Genomic DNA, 17,976 nt, shown 5'->3' with positions numbered 1-17,976 from the left:
CCGGCATGAGTGGATTTTATATGCGAGTTCTTGCCAGTGACCATGTATTTTACCAGGGAAGGGTAGAAGCAGTGACTCTCCCGGGTGATGATGGTGAACGTACCGTACTGGCCCATCATGCAGACAGTATCATTTCCATCAGAGAGGGCGAACTTCGTTTCCGCGATGAGGAAGGAAACTGGCATGAGGCGATCGTAGGTCTGGGCTTTGCAGAGATGATCAATAACCGTCTGACCATTCTGGTAGACACCGCAGAACGCCCGGAAGACATCGACCGGAAGCGTGCGGAAGAAGCGAAAGCAAGAGCCGAGGAACAGCTTCGTCAGAAGCAGAGCATGCAGGAATACTACATGTCCAAAGCATCCCTCGCCCGTGCGATGACCAGACTGAGTGCGACGAACAAAAAGAATATTGTATAAACCAGAACCCGGCAGCTTGCGGACAGAAATGTTCGTAAGCTGCCGGGTTATTTTTTCCTGTCTTATTACAAATAGACTGTAAAAAATGTCATATTTCAAAGTTGATCCACAAAATCAGATATAATCAAAGAAATACTCCAGAGCGTGTCTGAAAAACGCTTTTCGTGAGCTGCGAGTCCCAGTTTGCGGAAATGATTTTTCAGGCACGCTCTAGCAACAGAGGCGAACAGTGGATGAAAAGAAATGTGCCATACATAAAAATAGCAGTCTGCACGCAGGATCCTCATATCGGGAATCAGATCCGGGAATATGCGGCAGGTTTTGAGATAAGAGGAAATGTTGAGATAGAAGTGGAAGTAATGAAAAACTGCTATCCACTGGCGAAAAAGATTCTGCGCCGGGAATACTATGATATCATTTGTCTTGGGAGATAACTGTGGGATATTGACAGCTATACCTTAGCTTCCAGCATCCGTACGACAGACAGGGAAACCATATTCTTCCTTCTGGGCTGGAACCGGCTGACACCGGACCAGACACAGAACATCGCACCGATATCGCAGCTTCATCTGCCATTACAGAAAGACGAATTCCGAAAAGAACTCTACCGCGCGCTCAGCCATCTGGGACTGGGGCATCGCTATCTTTCTTTTGCCGTACAGGAGGAGAAAGGACGTATTCTGTATCGTGATATCAAATATATTCGAAAAAGTGGCAGTTCCGTGGTCATTGATACCATGAAAAAATCATACAGGATCCCTGTTACAATGACAGATATGGAGCAGGAACTTACCGGGATCCAGGAGAGATTTATCAGAGTTCACAGAGATTATCTGGTCAACAGCCGCTACCTGTCCTGGTTCTGGAATCAGGAAGCCGGCCTGATGGACGGAACCCGCATACCGGTGAGCCGGATCTATAAGGAGCGAGTGGAACGGGTTGTGGGAGAGAAAAGGAAAAAGATTATGAGATAGAGAAAAAGAGAACAGGCAGCCCTGCCGGAAGGAATCATGACTTTCCGGTGGGACTGTTTTATGTTACAGGTAACAAAGATATATATAGAATTGTCCGTAGGCATGTGTTACTATAAAATACATGACCAAACGGAGGAAAAAGGAATGAAAATAGCTGTATGTGATGACGACAGGCTTTTGACAGGAGAAATCGACAGCCAATTACAGAAAATCCGTGAAAAAACGGGTATTTCTTTTGAAACAGATATATTTTTTGATGGTGAGACACTATGGGAAGCAATTGAGAAAAACGGTTCCTATGATGTAGTCTATCTGGATATCGAGATGAAAAATATGGATGGGATTACCGTGGCAAGAAAGATCCGGGAGCGTGATCCATATGCCATTCTGATCTTTATATCCAGTTATGACAGCTATTACGAACAGTTGTTTGAAGTCGAACCATTGCGCTTCCTCCACAAACCGATAGATCCGGAAAAATTCGATGAATATTTCCTGGTTGCATATACGAAACTGACCAGCCTCGAGGATCGCCTGCACTTTGAATTCAACAAACGATTGTACCAGATTCCCTACCGCGATATCGTTTATATGGAGAGCAGAAGAAGAGTCATTCATCTGTTTGGAAGAAACGGAGAAGAATATCGTTTTTATAAAAAAATGAAGGATCTCCTGGAAGAAATCAGCCATACCGGAAATATGTTTATCTGTGTACACTGTTCCTATGTGGTGAACTATTACTACATCAAATCCCTCAGCTCCACCGAGGCAGAACTCCTGACAGGAGAAAAACTTCCGGTGAGCGGGGAATATAAGAATGAGGCGTTAAAGAAGTTAGATTGCATTTTATGCCGATTTGTTACGAGTTATGACAGAACATGCTACAATTTAATAAGGAATGTTAGTTTGATATGCAAAATATTTAAGTTTTCTTTACGTTTCCGAGATCCTATTTACAGTGGGATATCCGGGTGCTATAATCCGCTTAAATACTTTGATATACAAATTATTTGCAAGAAAGGCGGGTAAATAACGCCGGAGCAGGGGAGAGAGAACCGGTAAAAAACGGAGGGTTGAACCTGCGGGAACATGTAATTCAGGCAGCCGAAAAGGAAGGAAAAATACCCGGTTGCCCGTCACTGACTGGGAGCAGACAGTACAGTCAGGTGCCACGGGGAGAGGTGGCAGAAATGGAGGAATCTATGAAGAGAAAGAGCATGATCGTAGCAGTGCTGATGGCAAGTATGTTACTGGGAGCCTGCGGGAAACAGGCAGAGACGAATGGGGAGAAAGATCCGGTAGTGACAGAAGCGCCGACAGAGGAGGCAACACTGGAAGCAGAAGAACCTGCAGGTAATGATACCAAGACAGAAGAAAGTGCGGAAGTGACCAAGGGGGCTACAGATAATTCCGCAGCCACAGGTAAAACAAATAATACAGATAGTTCAGTTAAACCGGAGAGTACAGATATAAAAGAAGAAAAATCAGTTGAAACAGAAAGTCAGGAAAAGGCTACACCGGAAGTAGATGTAAGTAATTATCTGAGCGATTATAAAAGCCTGAAGAGTCTTTTGAATATGGAATCCACAACTTCATGGCAGTTCGGAACAAGTGATTCTTATGTGTCAAATAATTTCTATCTGGAATGGGACAAAGACATATACAGCATGAGAAACGATGGCAATCCATCTGTTAAGGTGTATGGAATTTCAATAGGTGATGGACTGGAGCAAGCCGGAAAGACGTTGACAGCCAATGGATGGAAGGATTGTGAGACTAAAGGCGGAGGTCTTTTTATCACAATCATCGGTGGTAATAAATATTGTCTGGAGTTTGGCATTGATGGCAACGGAAATGTAAGCAACTGGTATCTGAATAACTGGCCGGAAGGTGATATTATAGATTATTATGATTCGCTTGAGCAGTAAGAAAGATAGGGATTATGCTATTGTTATAGCTTTATAAAATATGTTTTGGAGTGATGGGATGTGAATCTGTTTTATAGGCATAAGAGCATAGGATAGTGGCAAGGATAGAAGAAAAGGGATAGTATAATAAGGGATGTTATAATAGTTGTAAATAAAAAAGGCAGATAATTGCATAATCAAAAGTATGAACGGCAAAGAAGAGGGGAGTACTTCCGCGTCGGAAAGTCCGGGCAGCAGATCCAGGGGGAATGGATCTGCTGCCCGGATTTTGCCTCATAATAACGGGAAAAATAAAAACAATTATGTGCAGAATAAGGATTTTACAAAATATACTTTCCATATGGACGGTTTTGTGGGATAATGAAAAAAAGAACGCACATAAAAAACATCTTTTATCATAGAGAGGAGGATACAGATTTATGAGAAAAAGAATATGGTTTGCATGTCTGCTTGCGATGAGCATGACATTTGCTGCATGTGGTTCCAAAGCATCTACAGAGGTAGAGCAGGAAGATGCTGCGACTGTACAGGAGGATACCCCGGAAGCGGAAGAAGATACCACACAGGAAGAGGAAAATACAGATACGATCACACCTGAGGAGTCTCAGGAGGAAACAGAGGAAGTACAGGATCCGACCGTGACAGAGACTCCTGAGGATGAGGAAGCACAGAAAAATGATACAGTGCAGGAAGCTCCGCAGGATGTAACACCGGTGAATGCACAGTATCAGGTGTATGCAGGAACATATTATGACATGAATATCTATGAGGCAACTGCAGAGGGTGGAGAGAGCGATTCTTATTGTCAGATTGAAGTGTCAAATATTACAGATCAGACCTTTGATTTTGCTGTATATCAGCTGACAGACGGTAACAAACAGATGATTCTGGATACCAGAACGGCTACGTTTGTGGAAGATGGAACAAAGGCTGTATCCGAAAAAGACGGAACAAACCTTGTATTTACATTCCCGGATAACTGGAATGCTCTGCCGAAGGTTGTAGAGATGCAGGTGAGCGGCATGGATGTTCTGGAAGGAAATTCCTATGTGAACAATAACGTTCCGGGATATGAATTTGGCTGATCATAAAGAATAAGTGAAGAATCAAAACTGGTCCACCGGATCGGTTATTGATATGCAGTGCAATAAAAATGCCTGAACGTCTGGTGTAAATCAAGCGTTCAGGCATTTTATTGTGTGGTATATTATGCAGAGACTATCTCAGGCTTCGTGGACAATAATATCCGCAAACTGTGCCCGGGTTACTTCCGCCAGTTCTTTTGGATCCAGGCAGATGGTAGTACCGATTCGGCCGCCACTGACATAGATTTTATCGAAGTTTTCCGCACTGTTATGGATGAAGGTAGGGAAGAGTTTCTTCATTCCCAGCGGACTGCAGCCGCCCCGGACATAGCCGGTGATCTTTGTGATTTCTTTTACCGGAATCAGTTCCACGGACTTTTCGCCGGCTACTTTGGCAGCCTGTTTTAACTGTACTTCCTCAGCGATGGGAACCACAAAAACATAATATTGTTTGCTCTTTCCCTGTGCCACCAGTGTCTTGAAAGACTGCTCTACAGGTGCACCTGTTTTTTCTGCGGTATGAAGACCGTCGATAAATTCATCACATTCATATTGAATCATGTCGTACCGGATATGGTGTTTGTCCAGCATACGCATGGCATTTGTTTTTACTTCTTTGCTCATGTTCATCACCTCAACAGGATTATACACATTTTTTTTCTTCAGGGCAATATCCACTGAAATTTTCCCGTCAATTTTAGCAACTTTTGACAAAAAGAAGAAAATCAGAAAAATACACTGGACAAATCTAAAGAGTGTGGATATAATGAGCCCATAACAAATCCAGATGCAGCGGTTCAGCTGCAGATTTCCAAAATATAAGTTTAATAAAATACAGACAAGTGGAGATTGCTATGAGTTTTTCTATGCTTTTTTGCATTGTATTTACCATGGGAGCAGTGTTTTTCGACTGTAAGTGGGAGAAAGTTCCCAATCTGTGGATTATAGCCGGGCTTCAGATCAGTATGGCGGAGCATCTGTCCGGAGAGGTGATACAGGGGCTTGGCAGTGCGGTCATTCGCTTCTGGGGAGGAATATTTCTGGTCCTTTTTCTTTTCTTTCCTTTGTTTCTGGGGAAGATGATCGGAACCGGAGATATCAAGGTGCTGGCGGTACTCGGCAGCGTACTGGGACCCCGGAAAATATTGTTCTGCGTCGTGACGGCATTTCTTCTGGGTGCCGTGGAATCCCTTTTTCTTCTTTTTTTTCGCTGTGACTGGCGGCAGCGGTTCTTATATTTCTTTCAGTATCTTCAGCGGGCATACGTTGAACGATCACTTCCACCGTATCTGGTGCCGGGGAAAAGACCGGAAAATATTCATTTTACAATACCAATTTTAGGCAGCGTGCTGCTGTTGTATCTAGGAGGATAAGGATGAGCGAACGCAATATTTTTGCAGTGTGTGATCTGGATGTGGATTACGCCTATCATTTTATGGAGTATCTGAGCAAAAAGAAAAATATCCCTTTTGAAGTGCGGGTATTTACCAGTGCCGCAGGTTTCCGGGAATATGTAAAGGAGCATCCGGTAGAGCTGCTTTTGATTTCCGAAAAGGCGATGAACAGTGAGATCCGTGAGGCGAAGATCGGGCAGATTCTGATCTTATCGGATGGAGTGGTGTCAAAGGGGTATGAAGAGTATCCGTCAATTTACAAATATCAGTCTTCTAATCAAGTGATCCGGGAAGCGTTGGAACACTATGGGGACGGCGTTGGAACAACAGCGCAGACGCTGAAGCTGGAGAAGAAAAAAATGGAAGTGATCGGAGTGTATTCACCGGTTGGCAGAACGATGAAGACAACATTTGCACTGACGCTGGGGCAGATTCTGGCAAAGAAAAGAGCCTGCCTGTATCTGAACCTGGAAGCCTGTTCCGGTTTTGAATATCTTCTGGAACGCAGCTTCGATCAGACACTTGGCGATCTGCTGTACTATCAGCGTCTGGGATCGGAACAGCTGATCACGAAGATGGGATCTATTGTACAGAGTGTCAACAATCTGGATTATCTGCCGCCGGTACTTTCCATGGAGGATATCCAGAGTACCACGGCACAGGAGTGGATCAGTCTTCTGCAGCAGATCATTGATTACAGTAATTATGATGTAGTCATTCTGGATCTCAGTGACAGTGTCAGCCAGCTTTATAAAGTACTGGAACAGTGTACCAGAATCTATATGCCGATCCGGGCAGATCCGGTTTCACAGGCGAAGATTCATCAGTTTGAACACACATTGCAGGTCTGGGAGAAACAGATGGTGCTGGATCGGATCCGAAAGATTAAACTTCCCTATCACCGCAACTCCAAAACCGGGATCGGATATATGGATGATCTGGTATGGAGTGAACTGGGTGATTATGTGAGAGAAATGCTTCGGACAGAGAGGGAGGACGGGTAATGAAGCAGGAACAATTTATCCGTATACGGGTAAAGCTGATGGAGCAGCTGCGGCAGGGCGCAGAATGGTCGGATGAAGAAATTCTGGAAAGGATCGATCTTCTTGTATCGGAGACGGCAAGAGAGAACCGCCTGACGGTGAAGCAGAGAGAGGAGATCCGAAGAGAGTTGTTCTATTCGGTGCGAAAGCTGGATATCTTGCAGGAACTTCTGGACGATGACCGGGTGACGGAGATTATGGTAAATGGCTATCAGAATATTTTCGTGGAGCGGGAAGGAAAAAAGAGCAGATGGGAAAAGTCATTTGTGTCAAAGGAAAAACTGGAGGATGTGGTACAGCAGATTGCCGGAAAATGTAACCGCGTGATCAATGAAAATTCCCCTATTGTAGATGCCAGGCTGGAAAACGGATCCCGTGTGAATGCGGTGATTTATCCGGTGGCGCTGGATGGACCGATTCTGACGATTCGACGTTTTCCGGAGCATGCGATCACGATGGAAGATCTGATCGCGAAAGAAAGTATCACAAGAGAGGCGGCAACATTTCTGGAACAGATGGTAAAAGCAGGGTATTCGATCCTGATCGGCGGAGGGACTTCCTCCGGTAAAACGACATTTCTGAATGCGTTATCCAACGCGATTCCCCATGAAGAACGAATTATCACAATTGAAGATTCGGCAGAACTGCAGATCCAGGGTGTGGAAAATCTGGTTCGTCTGGAAGCAAAGCCTGCCAATATGGAAGGAAACCGGGCTATTACGATCCGGGATCTGATCCGTACAGCTCTTCGTATGGCACCAAACAGAATCATCGTGGGTGAGATTCGCGGTGAGGAGGCAGTGGATCTTTTGCAGGCATGGAATACCGGCCATGACGGAAGCCTTGGAACCGCACATGCCAACAGTACCGGAGATATGATTTCTCGTGTGGAAACGATGGTGCTGATGGGGATGGAACTGCCACTTGAAGCGGTACGAAGACAGATTGCTTCCGGGGTAGAACTTCTGGTGCATATGGAAAGGGCAAGAGACGGAAAACGACAGGTAGCAGAGATTGCAGAGATTCTGGGATATGAGGATGGAGAGGTACGGATGCATGGACTGTATAGAAGGGAAAAAGATCAGCTTAAAAAGATCGGAGAATTACAGCACAGGGAAAAACTGGAACGCTGTTTCGGTGAGGCAGAATTATAAAATATATGTGCTTTCTGAGAAGGAATGGATCTTGTGTATCCTGCAGAGTATCGGGATTACAGGGATCATCAATTTTTTCTGTTATCGATCCTGGTGGGCATGGGGACTGGGAATTCCGATTGGAATCTGGTATGTCCGCTGGAGAAAAAAGGAGTTGGCAGAGCGGAGACGGCGGATTCTCCGGAATCATTTTAAAGAGGTGTTGCAGGGGCTGCAGACAGCGGTGCGGGCAGGATATTCGATGGAACAGGGGGTGACGGAATGCAGGAGAGAGATGGAACGGCTTTTTGGGAATGGAGATGATCTGGTGAGAGAACTGCGCTATATGGAAAGTCAGATGCAGGTGGGTGTACCGGTGGAGCAGCTGTTCTGGAATCTGGGTCAGCGATCCGGTGTGGAGGAAATCCGTAATTTTGGGGATATCTTTCTGATTGCGCGGCGTTCCGGTGGAAATCTCGGGAAAATTCTTGGGAATCTGGCAGAAGTATTGGGAGAGAAGATACGGGTCACCGGGGAGATTCAGGTAGCGATCGCAGGAAAGAAGCTGGAACAGCTGGTGATGAGTATGGTTCCGGGAGTGATGATCCTTTATATGCAGGTGACTTCCCGCGGATTTCTGGATGTCTTATATCATAATCTGCCGGGAGTACTGGTGATGACAGGGTGTCTGGGTGTGTATCTCTTCAGTTTCCGAATGGGAAGAAAGATTGTGAGGATTCAGGTATGAATATAGTACTGGGAAGTGCTTTTTTGCTGCTGACAGGGATATTTTATATAGTGGTTTCCGGAGAGAAAGGAAACCGGAAGCAAAAAGGTGCCAGGTGGATTCAACGGTGGGGAAGAAAACATGGCTGGCAGCTTCCGGAATGGATGACAGAGGAGTGTATCTGGCAGACGGAGCTGGCAGTGCTGGTGGCAGGAGTGCTTCTGATTGCAGCGGGAGTGACAGAGCAGGCAGAGAACGGTCAGGAGATTTCACAGTTAAGACGGCCGGCATATGGTCAGGGGATACAGGAAGAAAATCTCGAAGTAGAATGGAGAGATGAGCAGGGAAACCGGAAAAAGGAATCCATGACAGTGGATGTAATAGAAAAACAATTGTCTGAGAAGGAGATAGAAACCATTTTTTCCAAGGTGCGCGGCGCGATTGAAAAAGAGATACTTGGAGAAAATGAATCGCTGAAGCATGTAGATCATCCGTTGTATCTTCGGGAAGAACTGCAGGAGTACCCGGTGACTGTTCGATGGTTCAGCAGTCGTCCGGAGATTCTTGACTGGGAAGGAAAGCATGGAGAGAACATCAGGGAAGATGGGGAAGCGGTAACGCTGACAGCAATCATAGGACTTCAGGGGCAGGAACGGAATGAAAGCTGGGATATTCTGGTATTTCCTGAAATATCTGATGAAAAAAGGCAGGTAGAAGATATGGTGGAAAAGGCAAATGCAGATACAGAAAAAGGTTCAGAGTGGATGCAGCTTCCGAAAACACTGCATGGAGAAAAGCTGGTATGGAAAAAAGTAGGAGATGGCATGCAGTACGGAGTAGCCCTGCTGGCATTCGCCCTTCCGGTTATGGTACTTCTGCATCGGCAGCAGAAAGAAAAAGAGCATAAAAAGGAAGAACAGCAACAGATGCAGCAGGACTATCCGGAGATCGTGACAAAACTGCAGCTACTGTTAAGTACAGGGATGAATCTTCGAAAATCTGTAGAACGGATTGCCGGTGATTATGTTTCCTATATGCGCAGGGAGGAGGTGAGAAAGGCTTATGAGATACTTGTGGAAGTATGCGGAGAGATGGAACGCGGTCTTGGAGAAAAAGAGGCTTATGAACAGCTGGGAGAGCGTTGGGGACTGTTGTCTTATCGTACATTGTCTTCCATTCTGGTACAGTGCCTGCAGAAAGGAAGCGTTGGAGTGGAGCAGATTCTGGCAAAAGAGGCAGAACAGGCGCAGCGGCTTCGCAGGCAGCAGGCGCAGATCCTTGGGGAGCAGGCATCCGCCAGGCTGCTGTTCCCGATGATTTTAATGTTGCTCGTGGTGTTTGTGATTTTGCTGGTGCCGGCATGGCTGACATTCGCAGTCTGACGGTGGAGAACAGAAACATGTCTTATCTGTGATGTTTCGGCGATCAGAAATATCTCCGGGCCGGAAAGGAGGGAAAAATATGACACTCTTACAGAGATTTATGCAGGAAGAAGACGCACTGGGAACGGTGGAATTGATTCTGATCATTGTCGTTCTCGTCGGGCTGGTTGCCATCTTTAAAAAACAGCTGGTCAGTCTGGTGAATAATATTCTTGCAAAAATAACAAAGCAAAGTAACAGCATCTAAAAAGTAATCTGTCAACGAAAACATATCAGTTACGACATATTTCCCAAAGAAAGAAGGTATCCCTTGAAAAAATCAGGAAGTATAACGGTATTCACCAGTCTTTTTCTGGCAGTCTTTCTGCTGGTCTTTCAGGTACTTCTACAGTCGGTACAGATTGGAGGAGGACGCGTACAGGCGGAAACCGGTGTGGAAGAAGGTCTGTATTCGGTATTTGCCGGGTATGACCGGGAACTGCTGGAAAGGTATCATGTTTTTATGGTGGATGGAAGTTATGGAACCGGAGTGTGGAAGCCGGAGTGTATGTATCAAACGGTAAAAAAATGTATGGAAGAGAGTTGTCGTCCGGATGGAGCAATATCAGGTGTTCGTGGGGAAAATCTGTGGAAATGTTCGTCTGTCTCGGGGGCAATTACTGCATACACACTGATGTCAGATGAGCATGGACGCGGATATTGTGCGCAGGCGGTGGACTACATGAAGGAGACACTTGGTATTCAGGGGATACAGCTTCTTATGAAAAAATATGAACAACAGAAAGATATTTTTGAACAACAGGAAAAGAGAGGGAGTGACATCGATGTAAAACAGTCTATGGACAGTTATGAAAAAGCCAGGAAAGAAGCCGGTCAAAATCAGGGACAGGATCCGGACAATACAGGACAACAACCAGCCGTGGTCCAGGTTCCGGCTGATTTTGTCAATCCGCTGGATGTGATCCGGCAGTTACAGAAAAAAAGCATTCTGGCACTGGTGGTTCCGGCGGGAAAAGAGCTGTCACAGAAGGGACTGCCAAAAGAAAAACGACTCAGCAGACGGAAAAAGCAGACCGGTATGGGGATACCGTTTTATGGGGCGCAGGAGGATACGGTTCTGACAAGAGGGATTTTTCAGGCGTATATGATGCAGCATCTTACTGATTATACCAGTATGGAGCATGCGACAGACCCGTTGCGGTACCAGCTGGAGTATGTGATTGGTGGAAAGAACACCGATCAGGAAAATCTGAAAGCGGTGGTATACCGTCTTCTGGCAGCCAGGGAAGCTGCCAATATGATGTATCTTTTACAGGATCCGACCAGACAGGCAGAGATTCATGAAATGGCACTTGTCATCTGTGCTGCCATAGGATTTCCGGCGCTGGAAGGAATCGTAAGTCTTGCACTGCAGGCAGCCTGGGCTTTCGGAGAGAGTCTGCTGGATGTAAGACAGTTGCTGGCGGGCGGTAAGGTTCCTCTGGTAAAAACAGGGAGCACCTGGATGGTATCGATTCATCAGCTGGCGAAGATTACAGAGTTACTGAAAAACAGCAGGGCTGTGGAGCAAAACGGCATGACATATCAGGAATATCTTGGGATTTTACTGATGACAGGGAAGTCAGAGGTTCAGACTGAGCGGACGATGGATATAGTGGAAGCGGTGATACGGGGAATGTCAGGAAAAGAAAATTTTCGTCTGGATCAGGGAGTGATCTATCTGGAAGTTGACATGGGAGTGACTTTTGCGGAAAAGAGATTTTCTTTGCAAAGAGATTACGGATATGCAATGGGAAGTGACTGATGGAAAGGTGTCTGAAAAAGACGGACATACAGATATGGAAAGGACAGGAATGAAGACAGCCATAAAGAAAGGAATAAAGATATACTCTCCGAAAATAAAAAAACAAAAGAAAGGTAAAGGATCTCTTCAGGCTATCTGCAAAAACAAGCGGAGAGTATTTCTTTGTTTCTTTCGGAAGACCCGGGGGAAAAAGCAGCAGATCCCGGCGGTGCTTACTGTGGAAGCAGCTCTGGTTATCCCTTTATTTCTGCTTGGAATCTGTACCTTGCTTGGAATAATGGATCTGTACCGGGTGCAGGCACTTGTGAAAACATCTCTGCATCAGAGCGCACAGGAGCTTGGTATGTATGCCAGTGTGGAAAGCGGGGATTCCGGGGTGAACACGCCGACAGGAGTACTTTCTTCCGGTGTCTGCATCGCTTACGCAAAAGCACATCTTCCGGAGCTCGGGGATGGCGCAGCAGTGAGTCTGATCGGATCCCGATATGAAAATCATAAGATTCAACTGAAAGCTACAGTGTTGTATCAACTGCCATTTTCAATCCTTCCGGTATCAAAACTTAAGGTGACGAACAGCAGTGTGGTGCATGCCTGGACCGGATATGACCCGAAAAATACAGACAACGAGGGAACAGATGGCGGAGAAATGGTTTATGTGACAGAGTATGAGAGCGTATATCATACATCAGAATCTTGTACCCATCTGGATCTCTCGGTTCATCGGGGAATAAAAACACAGGTGGAGCAAAAACGGAATGAATATGGAGGAAAATATCATGTCTGTGAACGGTGCGGCGGTGACAGTGCCCTGGTTTACTATACGGAAAAAGGAGACTGCTATCACAGTCAGGCATCCTGCAGCGGGCTGAAACGAACCGTTCGTCTGGTGAAAAAATCTGAAATACAGGCATATATCCAATGTGAGCGATGTCGTGAAAACACAGGTTAAAAAGGTCAGGGATCCAAAAATATTTGCGGCAGTGTGCGGAAAGGAAAAAGATGGGAGTATTGACAACCGGTTATCTGATGGTAAACAGCTGGACTGACTGGCGAAGAAAAGAAGTGGATATTGTGTGGACCGTGGCAGTTTTTGTTCTGACGGCGTTTATATATTTAGGAACAGATCAGAAACTTTGCTGGAGTGGTCTTCTTCCGGGAATCTGTCTGTGGCTTGCATCATTGTGGAGGTCGGATCAGATAGGAAGCGGAGATGGAATTGTGCTGATGGGGATCGGATGGATCCAGGGAATACAGCAGGCATGTGTGATTTTTCAGACAGCGATTCTTCTGGCGGCAGCGGTTGGGGTCTGCATGTTGGCATTGGGAATGGGAAGAAAAAAGGAACTTCCTTTTGTACCGTTTTTATTGGCCGGATATCTGGTGCAGTATATCTGAGAACGGGAAACAGATGAAAAGGTTTGTGAATATACAAAAAAGGAGCTGAAATATGGAAGAGACAGGAAAAGAGAAAAGGTACAGCAGGGATCCGGAAGCAAATCAGATAAAGAAAAGGGACAGACGAAGGAAAAAAGGTTCTCTTACGGTGGAGGCATCGCTGGTAGTTCCGTTGTGTGTGATGATTCTTACCTTTCTGCTTTCGCTTACTTTTTATGTGTATTTGCGATGTTGGTATACGCAGGCAGGATGTGAGGTATCTGTTCAGGGAAGTGGATATGGTGTGCTGGAAGGAAGAACAGGACAGGAAAAAGCAGAGAAAAAATGGAAAACAAAGCGTAGTGAAAGTGGATTTTCGGGAAAAGGTATCTCAGGTGAGATTACAGGAAATCAGAAGGAAGTATGGGTAAAGATAACAGGAAAAGTACCCGTATGGGGAAGGCCGCATCTGGAGTTTGAGACAAAGATCGGACAAAAAATCATACGACCGGTTATATTTGTGAGAAAAGTGATTGCGTTTCGTACATAAAAAGAAGGTTTTTAGAGATGAAGATGGATTACAGAAGAGATTTGCAGCACAATTATCTGGTGGTAGAGACCGGGGAGAAGACAGAAAATTATATCACAAGAATGATGACCGAAAATCAGGTGCAGGGGCTTCTTGGGTGTGAGTGCAGAAGAATGGATCAGAAAAAACTGTATTATTATGATATTACATCAAAAATATCGCTTGCAGAAAAAAGCAGGTTAAAAAAAGTAAAAGGATCAGAAGTGCTTCTTATTATTCAGGGGTTGTTACAGGTGCTGGTACAGCTGGAGGAATATCTGATACCGGCAGATCAGATCTGTTTGGACTGGAATTATATTTATCTTGATCCTGTCAGCTGCTATCCCTCTTTTTGCTGTCTTCCCGCAGCGGAGAAAGAACTGGAACAGGGGATTCGGGAACTTCTGGAAGAGTTGCTTCCACGACTGGATCATCAGGAACAGACCGGAGTATCGGTAGTTTATGAACTTTACCAGTATGCGATCCAGGATACGTTCTCGGTAATGGGGTTACAAAGTGTTTTGGAACGGCGGCTGATGGAAGAGAGAAAAACGACAGAAACAGAACTTCAGGCCTGTCAGGAGAAGAAAAGCAGAGAATATCAGGAAACATCATATTTCGGAGATAACAGACAAGCGGTACTGGAAGATTTCTTTTCTTCAGAAGAGGAGGAAGGAGAAAACGGGCGGGTGAGTCCTGTCTTGGTCGGAATGGTGCTGGGAATTATCGGAGTTTTGTTGTATGCACTGGCAGGGTATGCTGTTCTGGAATATGTTCCACAATATCTGGGAACCTGGGCAGCATCGGGTGTGATGGCGATATTAATTGTTCTGATCTGGCAGGTGGTTGTGAGAAAAAGAAAAAAAGAAGAACGACAGATTGAGGAACAATTTGCGATCTATCAGGGAACATCGGAAGAAGCGCCAAGGCATTCGAAAACAGATATCAGAGAATGGGAGGAGAAGGATAAAGAGCCGGAAGAAGAAATCACATGGGAAAAGCGGATTCCATGGGGAGGGGATACCTATACCCAGATTCTTTCAAACGGAGGAGAACAGGGCGGTCTGATTCTGAAGGAACTGCACCCGGTAAGTGGCAGGCAGTTTCGGATAGAAAAAGCAACCCGTCTCACCATCATCGGACAACTGAAAGAACAGGCAGATCTTGTCCTGCCATCCACAGCAGTAAGCCGGGTCCATGCCAGTATCGAACAACGGGCAGGTAACTGGTATCTGAAAGATATGAATTCCAGAAACGGAACCTGGGTCAATGAGCAGGAACTTTATGGAGAAGAGGAACAGGAACTGATCAATGGCGATCAGATTCGGTTTGCTGACCTGATATACCAGGTGAAGATATAGCAGACAGGTTCGTTGATTTTCCTTGTAAAACAGAAAGTGTGGGCATATAATGAGGAAAATATAACTGATGTCTGACAGGAGGAAAATATATGAACCGGTATCAGGATGAAGACTGGCAGCAGGAGGAGCAGAGAAGGCGGGAAGCGTATTACCGGATGAACAGCCAGAACAGTAACACACCGGATGCACTGGAACAAATCTTCAGGGGCCCGTTAAACTGGATGAATCTGCTGATGATCGGGATCAATGTGGTGATTTTTATTATCATGGAGTTTTTGGGGAGTACAGAGGATACCGGGTTTATGTTGCAGTGGGGTGCCGCTTGCAGACCGTTCATTCTGAATGGAGAGTGGTATCGGCTGTTTACTTCTATGTTTTTGCATTTTGGAATCTATCATCTTGCAAATAATATGGCGGTATTGCTGTTTATGGGAGATATGGTGGAGAATGCAGTGGGACACTGGAAATACCTTGCAATCTATCTTGGCTCCGGACTGGTGGGTAATCTGTTGTCCCTGTATATGGACATTCAGTCGCAGAGCAACATTGTCAGCGCAGGTGCTTCCGGGGCGATCTATGGAATTATCGGTGGAGTTTTTGTTCTGATGATCAAAAACAAAAAGCAGGTGAGAGAAATAGTGATCCGGCGGCTGGTGTTTGTCATTGTGGTTACGATCTACTACGGTTCACAGGCGGCGCAGATTGATAATGCGGCTCATGTGGGCGGTCTGATCGGTGGAATTGTATTGACAGTACTGTTTACGGTGCATAAAAAAACCACATATCGCAACAGAAAAGAATATGTTGCAAGATGACTGGAAATTTTCTGATAATGCGTGTATCATGGTAAGAAAAAAGGTAACTGTTCAGTACCCTCACAGTTACGAGTCAAAATCCATGAAAAATCGCCTTCGGCGATGGGATTTTGACTTGCATGTCTCGGGATTTTGGCATATTCATGCCAAAACACCTCGCGGAATAACGGTGTGCTGAATAGTTACGAAAAAAGAACAATAATGCAAAACAGAGAGGAGAATAAATATGAGTGACTGTATTTTCTGTAAAATTGCCGGCGGAGATATCCCGTCCGCTACCCTGTATGAGGATGATGATTTTCGTGTGATTCTGGATCTTGGTCCTGCAACGAAGGGACATGCCCTGATCCTTCCGAAGCATCATTATGCAAACCTGTATGAGATTCCGGAAGAGATGGCTGCAAAAGCGATGGTTCTGGCGAAAAGAATGGCAGCAGCCATGACGGAAACACTGGGCTGCGATGGTTTTAATATTGTACAGAACAATGGTGAAGTGGCAGGTCAGACCGTATTTCACTTTCATATGCACCTGATTCCGCGCTATAATGGCGATCAGGCAGGTATCACCTGGAAACCGGGCGAACTGAAGGATGAAGTGAGAGACGAGATTGTTGCGAAAGTGACAGCCGCATTAATGTAACAAAACGGACAGGACGATAAGGTGTATCTGCTTATCGTCCTGTCCGTTTTATAAATCATATGCAACTGTTCGATGTCTTCACGGTTATGAGCCGGAACTCACTTACTTCGCACAATCCCAAAGCATTCCCACAATCTTGCCGATGGAATCCATCTGACTGCTTTTGCTCATCGCTTCGATATACTGCTCTCTGTTCTTGTAGAGGTCACGGATCGTTTGCAGCAGTTTCTCATTGGTGATCTCTTCTTCTTCCAAAACTTTACTGTAACCCAGTCGTTCGAAGGAACGGGCATTCAGAATCTGGTCACCGCGGCTGGCATTGGCAGAAAGAGGAATCAGCAGATTTGGTTTCTTTAAGGCGCTGATTTCGCAGATTGCATTGGCTCCGGCACGGGAAATTACCAGATCAGACAAAGCGAAGAGATCTGAAAGTTCATCTTTAATATACTCATACTGTACATAACCTTCTGTATCTGTCAGGGAGGTATCCAGTTTTCCTTTTCCACAAAGATGGATGATCTGAAAATCCTTTAACAGATCTGGCAGGATGTTGCGGACAGCGGTGTTGACAGCGACGGAACCAAGGCTTCCGCCAATGATCATCAGAACTGGTTTACCGGCTTTCAGCCCGGTAAAGCGAAGAGCTGCTTCCGGATCACCCTGCAGAAGTTCCTGACGGATCGGAGTTCCGGTAAGGACTGCCTTATCAGCAGGAAGCTTGCTGACAGTTTCCGGGAAATTACAGCAGACTTTCACAGCGGACGGGATACAAAGCTTGTTGGCAAGTCCCGGAGTCATATCGGACTCATGGATAATTGCCGGAATCTTACAACGCTTTGCCGCAATGACAACAGGAACACTGACAAATCCGCCTTTGGAGAAAACCACATCCGGTTTCAGTTTCTTCAGCAGTTTTCTGGCTTCGGAAAATCCTTTCAGCACACGGAAAGGATCGGTGAAGTTCTTTACGTCAAAATAACGTCTCAATTTACCGGAGGATATTCCGTAATAAGGAATTCCCATCTCTTCGATCAGTTTTTTTTCAATTCCGTTATAGGAACCGATATAAGAAATTGTAAATCCCTGTTCTTTCAATGCTGGAATCATAGCAATATTCGGTGTCACGTGACCTGCGGTACCGCCGCCGGTAAGTACGATATGTTTCATAATGTCCTCCTGAATGCATAATACTCTCACGGAATCTTTCGTCTGTTGTTTTGCGATTGATTTTCCGAAAGGGCAGTAGTAGAATCAATGTTTTTACATATAATATTTTTAATAGTTTCATTGTATCTTATTAAGAAAAAAAGTCAAGAAACCCATAATTAT

Annotated in this window: 22 protein-coding genes; 19 read left to right on the top strand and 3 right to left on the bottom strand. The window is 45.3% G+C overall.

From position 1 onward, the window contains the following. Positions 1 to 5 precede the first annotated feature (5 nt). Positions 6 to 419 (top strand): ATP synthase F1 subunit epsilon, encoded by a 414-nt coding sequence (atpC, locus tag FYJ57_RS02860; RefSeq protein ID WP_022171498.1) that lies wholly within the window; start codon positions 6 to 8, stop codon positions 417 to 419. Between the two features lie 124 nt (positions 420 to 543). Here the strand turns inward: atpC and FYJ57_RS16485 are convergent, their stop codons facing one another. Continuing rightward, positions 544 to 612, bottom strand: a complete 69-nt coding sequence (locus tag FYJ57_RS16485; RefSeq protein WP_408636455.1) for a DUF6783 domain-containing protein — start codon at positions 610 to 612, stop codon at positions 544 to 546. Between the two features lie 40 nt (positions 613 to 652). Here FYJ57_RS16485 and FYJ57_RS02855 point away from each other — a divergent pair, with 40 nt between their 5' ends. From FYJ57_RS02855 to FYJ57_RS02835, 5 genes are all read left to right on the top strand, one after another. Beyond that, complete coding sequence (locus FYJ57_RS02855; protein ID WP_154431460.1) at positions 653 to 853, top strand: hypothetical protein; 201 nt, start codon at positions 653 to 655, stop codon at positions 851 to 853. Further along, positions 854 to 1,393: a LytR/AlgR family response regulator transcription factor gene (locus FYJ57_RS15770; protein WP_154431459.1), complete on the top strand. Its 540-nt coding sequence runs from the start codon at positions 854 to 856 to the stop codon at positions 1,391 to 1,393. 144 nt (positions 1,394 to 1,537) lie between these two features. Beyond that, positions 1,538 to 2,422: a LytR/AlgR family response regulator transcription factor gene (locus tag FYJ57_RS02845; RefSeq protein WP_205839897.1), complete on the top strand. Its 885-nt coding sequence runs from the start codon at positions 1,538 to 1,540 to the stop codon at positions 2,420 to 2,422. Positions 2,423 to 2,595: 173 nt separating this feature from the next. After that, on the top strand, positions 2,596 to 3,321 hold the full coding sequence (locus FYJ57_RS02840; protein ID WP_154431457.1) for a hypothetical protein: 726 nt from the start codon (positions 2,596 to 2,598) through the stop codon (positions 3,319 to 3,321). Between the two features lie 419 nt (positions 3,322 to 3,740). Further along, entirely contained in the window at positions 3,741 to 4,406 is a 666-nt protein-coding gene (locus tag FYJ57_RS02835; RefSeq protein WP_154431456.1) for a hypothetical protein, read from the top strand. Between the two features lie 138 nt (positions 4,407 to 4,544). On the opposite strand, the gene ybaK is transcribed toward FYJ57_RS02835, so the two are convergent. Beyond that, complete coding sequence (gene ybaK / locus FYJ57_RS02830) at positions 4,545 to 5,030, bottom strand: Cys-tRNA(Pro) deacylase (RefSeq protein ID WP_106491231.1); 486 nt, start codon at positions 5,028 to 5,030, stop codon at positions 4,545 to 4,547. A 230-nt stretch (positions 5,031 to 5,260) separates the two neighbouring features. Here ybaK and FYJ57_RS02825 point away from each other — a divergent pair, with 230 nt between their 5' ends. From FYJ57_RS02825 to FYJ57_RS02765, 13 genes are all read left to right on the top strand, one after another. Continuing rightward, positions 5,261 to 5,779, top strand: a complete 519-nt coding sequence (locus tag FYJ57_RS02825) for a prepilin peptidase (RefSeq protein WP_154431455.1) — start codon at positions 5,261 to 5,263, stop codon at positions 5,777 to 5,779. Between the two features lie 2 nt (positions 5,780 to 5,781). Next, on the top strand, positions 5,782 to 6,804 hold the full coding sequence (locus tag FYJ57_RS02820; RefSeq protein WP_154431454.1) for a P-loop NTPase family protein: 1,023 nt from the start codon (positions 5,782 to 5,784) through the stop codon (positions 6,802 to 6,804). After that, the gene (locus FYJ57_RS02815) at positions 6,804 to 7,997 is read left to right on the top strand and encodes a TadA family conjugal transfer-associated ATPase (protein WP_154431453.1); all 1,194 of its coding nucleotides are present in this window, start codon (positions 6,804 to 6,806) and stop codon (positions 7,995 to 7,997) included. Before FYJ57_RS02820 ends, FYJ57_RS02815 begins: the two co-directional genes overlap by 1 nt. A 31-nt stretch (positions 7,998 to 8,028) precedes the next feature. Beyond that, the gene (locus tag FYJ57_RS02810) at positions 8,029 to 8,724 is read left to right on the top strand and encodes a type II secretion system F family protein (protein WP_205839896.1); all 696 of its coding nucleotides are present in this window, start codon (positions 8,029 to 8,031) and stop codon (positions 8,722 to 8,724) included. After that, positions 8,721 to 10,085 (top strand): type II secretion system F family protein, encoded by a 1,365-nt coding sequence (locus FYJ57_RS02805; protein WP_154431451.1) that lies wholly within the window; start codon positions 8,721 to 8,723, stop codon positions 10,083 to 10,085. Before FYJ57_RS02810 ends, FYJ57_RS02805 begins: the two co-directional genes overlap by 4 nt. Before the next feature lie 79 nt (positions 10,086 to 10,164). Next, positions 10,165 to 10,332: a Flp1 family type IVb pilin gene (locus tag FYJ57_RS02800; protein ID WP_022171485.1), complete on the top strand. Its 168-nt coding sequence runs from the start codon at positions 10,165 to 10,167 to the stop codon at positions 10,330 to 10,332. Positions 10,333 to 10,395: 63 nt separating this feature from the next. After that, entirely contained in the window at positions 10,396 to 11,889 is a 1,494-nt protein-coding gene (locus FYJ57_RS02795) for a DUF5702 domain-containing protein (RefSeq protein ID WP_154431450.1), read from the top strand. Continuing rightward, positions 11,870 to 12,838, top strand: a complete 969-nt coding sequence (locus FYJ57_RS02790; protein WP_154431449.1) for a TadE/TadG family type IV pilus assembly protein — start codon at positions 11,870 to 11,872, stop codon at positions 12,836 to 12,838. The genes FYJ57_RS02795 and FYJ57_RS02790 overlap by 20 nt, the downstream gene beginning before the upstream one ends. Positions 12,839 to 12,888: 50 nt before the next feature. Then, the gene (locus tag FYJ57_RS02785; RefSeq protein ID WP_154431448.1) at positions 12,889 to 13,284 is read left to right on the top strand and encodes a prepilin peptidase; all 396 of its coding nucleotides are present in this window, start codon (positions 12,889 to 12,891) and stop codon (positions 13,282 to 13,284) included. A gap of 52 nt (positions 13,285 to 13,336) precedes the next feature. Beyond that, positions 13,337 to 13,813 (top strand): TadE family protein, encoded by a 477-nt coding sequence (locus FYJ57_RS02780; protein ID WP_154431447.1) that lies wholly within the window; start codon positions 13,337 to 13,339, stop codon positions 13,811 to 13,813. Positions 13,814 to 13,830: 17 nt separating this feature from the next. Beyond that, a complete protein-coding gene (locus FYJ57_RS02775; protein ID WP_154431446.1) occupies positions 13,831 to 15,192 on the top strand; it encodes a DUF6382 domain-containing protein in 1,362 nt (453 codons plus the stop codon). An 89-nt stretch (positions 15,193 to 15,281) separates the two neighbouring features. Further along, positions 15,282 to 16,007: a rhomboid family intramembrane serine protease gene (locus FYJ57_RS02770; protein WP_022171479.1), complete on the top strand. Its 726-nt coding sequence runs from the start codon at positions 15,282 to 15,284 to the stop codon at positions 16,005 to 16,007. Positions 16,008 to 16,233: 226 nt separating this feature from the next. Continuing rightward, entirely contained in the window at positions 16,234 to 16,647 is a 414-nt protein-coding gene (locus FYJ57_RS02765) for an HIT family protein (protein WP_154431445.1), read from the top strand. Positions 16,648 to 16,749: 102 nt separating this feature from the next. Here FYJ57_RS02765 and FYJ57_RS02760 read toward each other — a convergent pair whose 3' ends face one another. Further along, entirely contained in the window at positions 16,750 to 17,814 is a 1,065-nt protein-coding gene (locus FYJ57_RS02760; protein WP_154431444.1) for an undecaprenyldiphospho-muramoylpentapeptide beta-N-acetylglucosaminyltransferase, read from the bottom strand. Positions 17,815 to 17,976 lie beyond the last annotated feature (162 nt).

This window comes from Oliverpabstia intestinalis (genome assembly GCF_009696065.1).
GTDB classification, from domain to species: domain Bacteria; phylum Bacillota; class Clostridia; order Lachnospirales; family Lachnospiraceae; genus Oliverpabstia; species Oliverpabstia intestinalis.
Note: the sequence above shows the minus strand (reverse complement) of the source record. Positions and strands in the feature narration are given on the sequence as shown.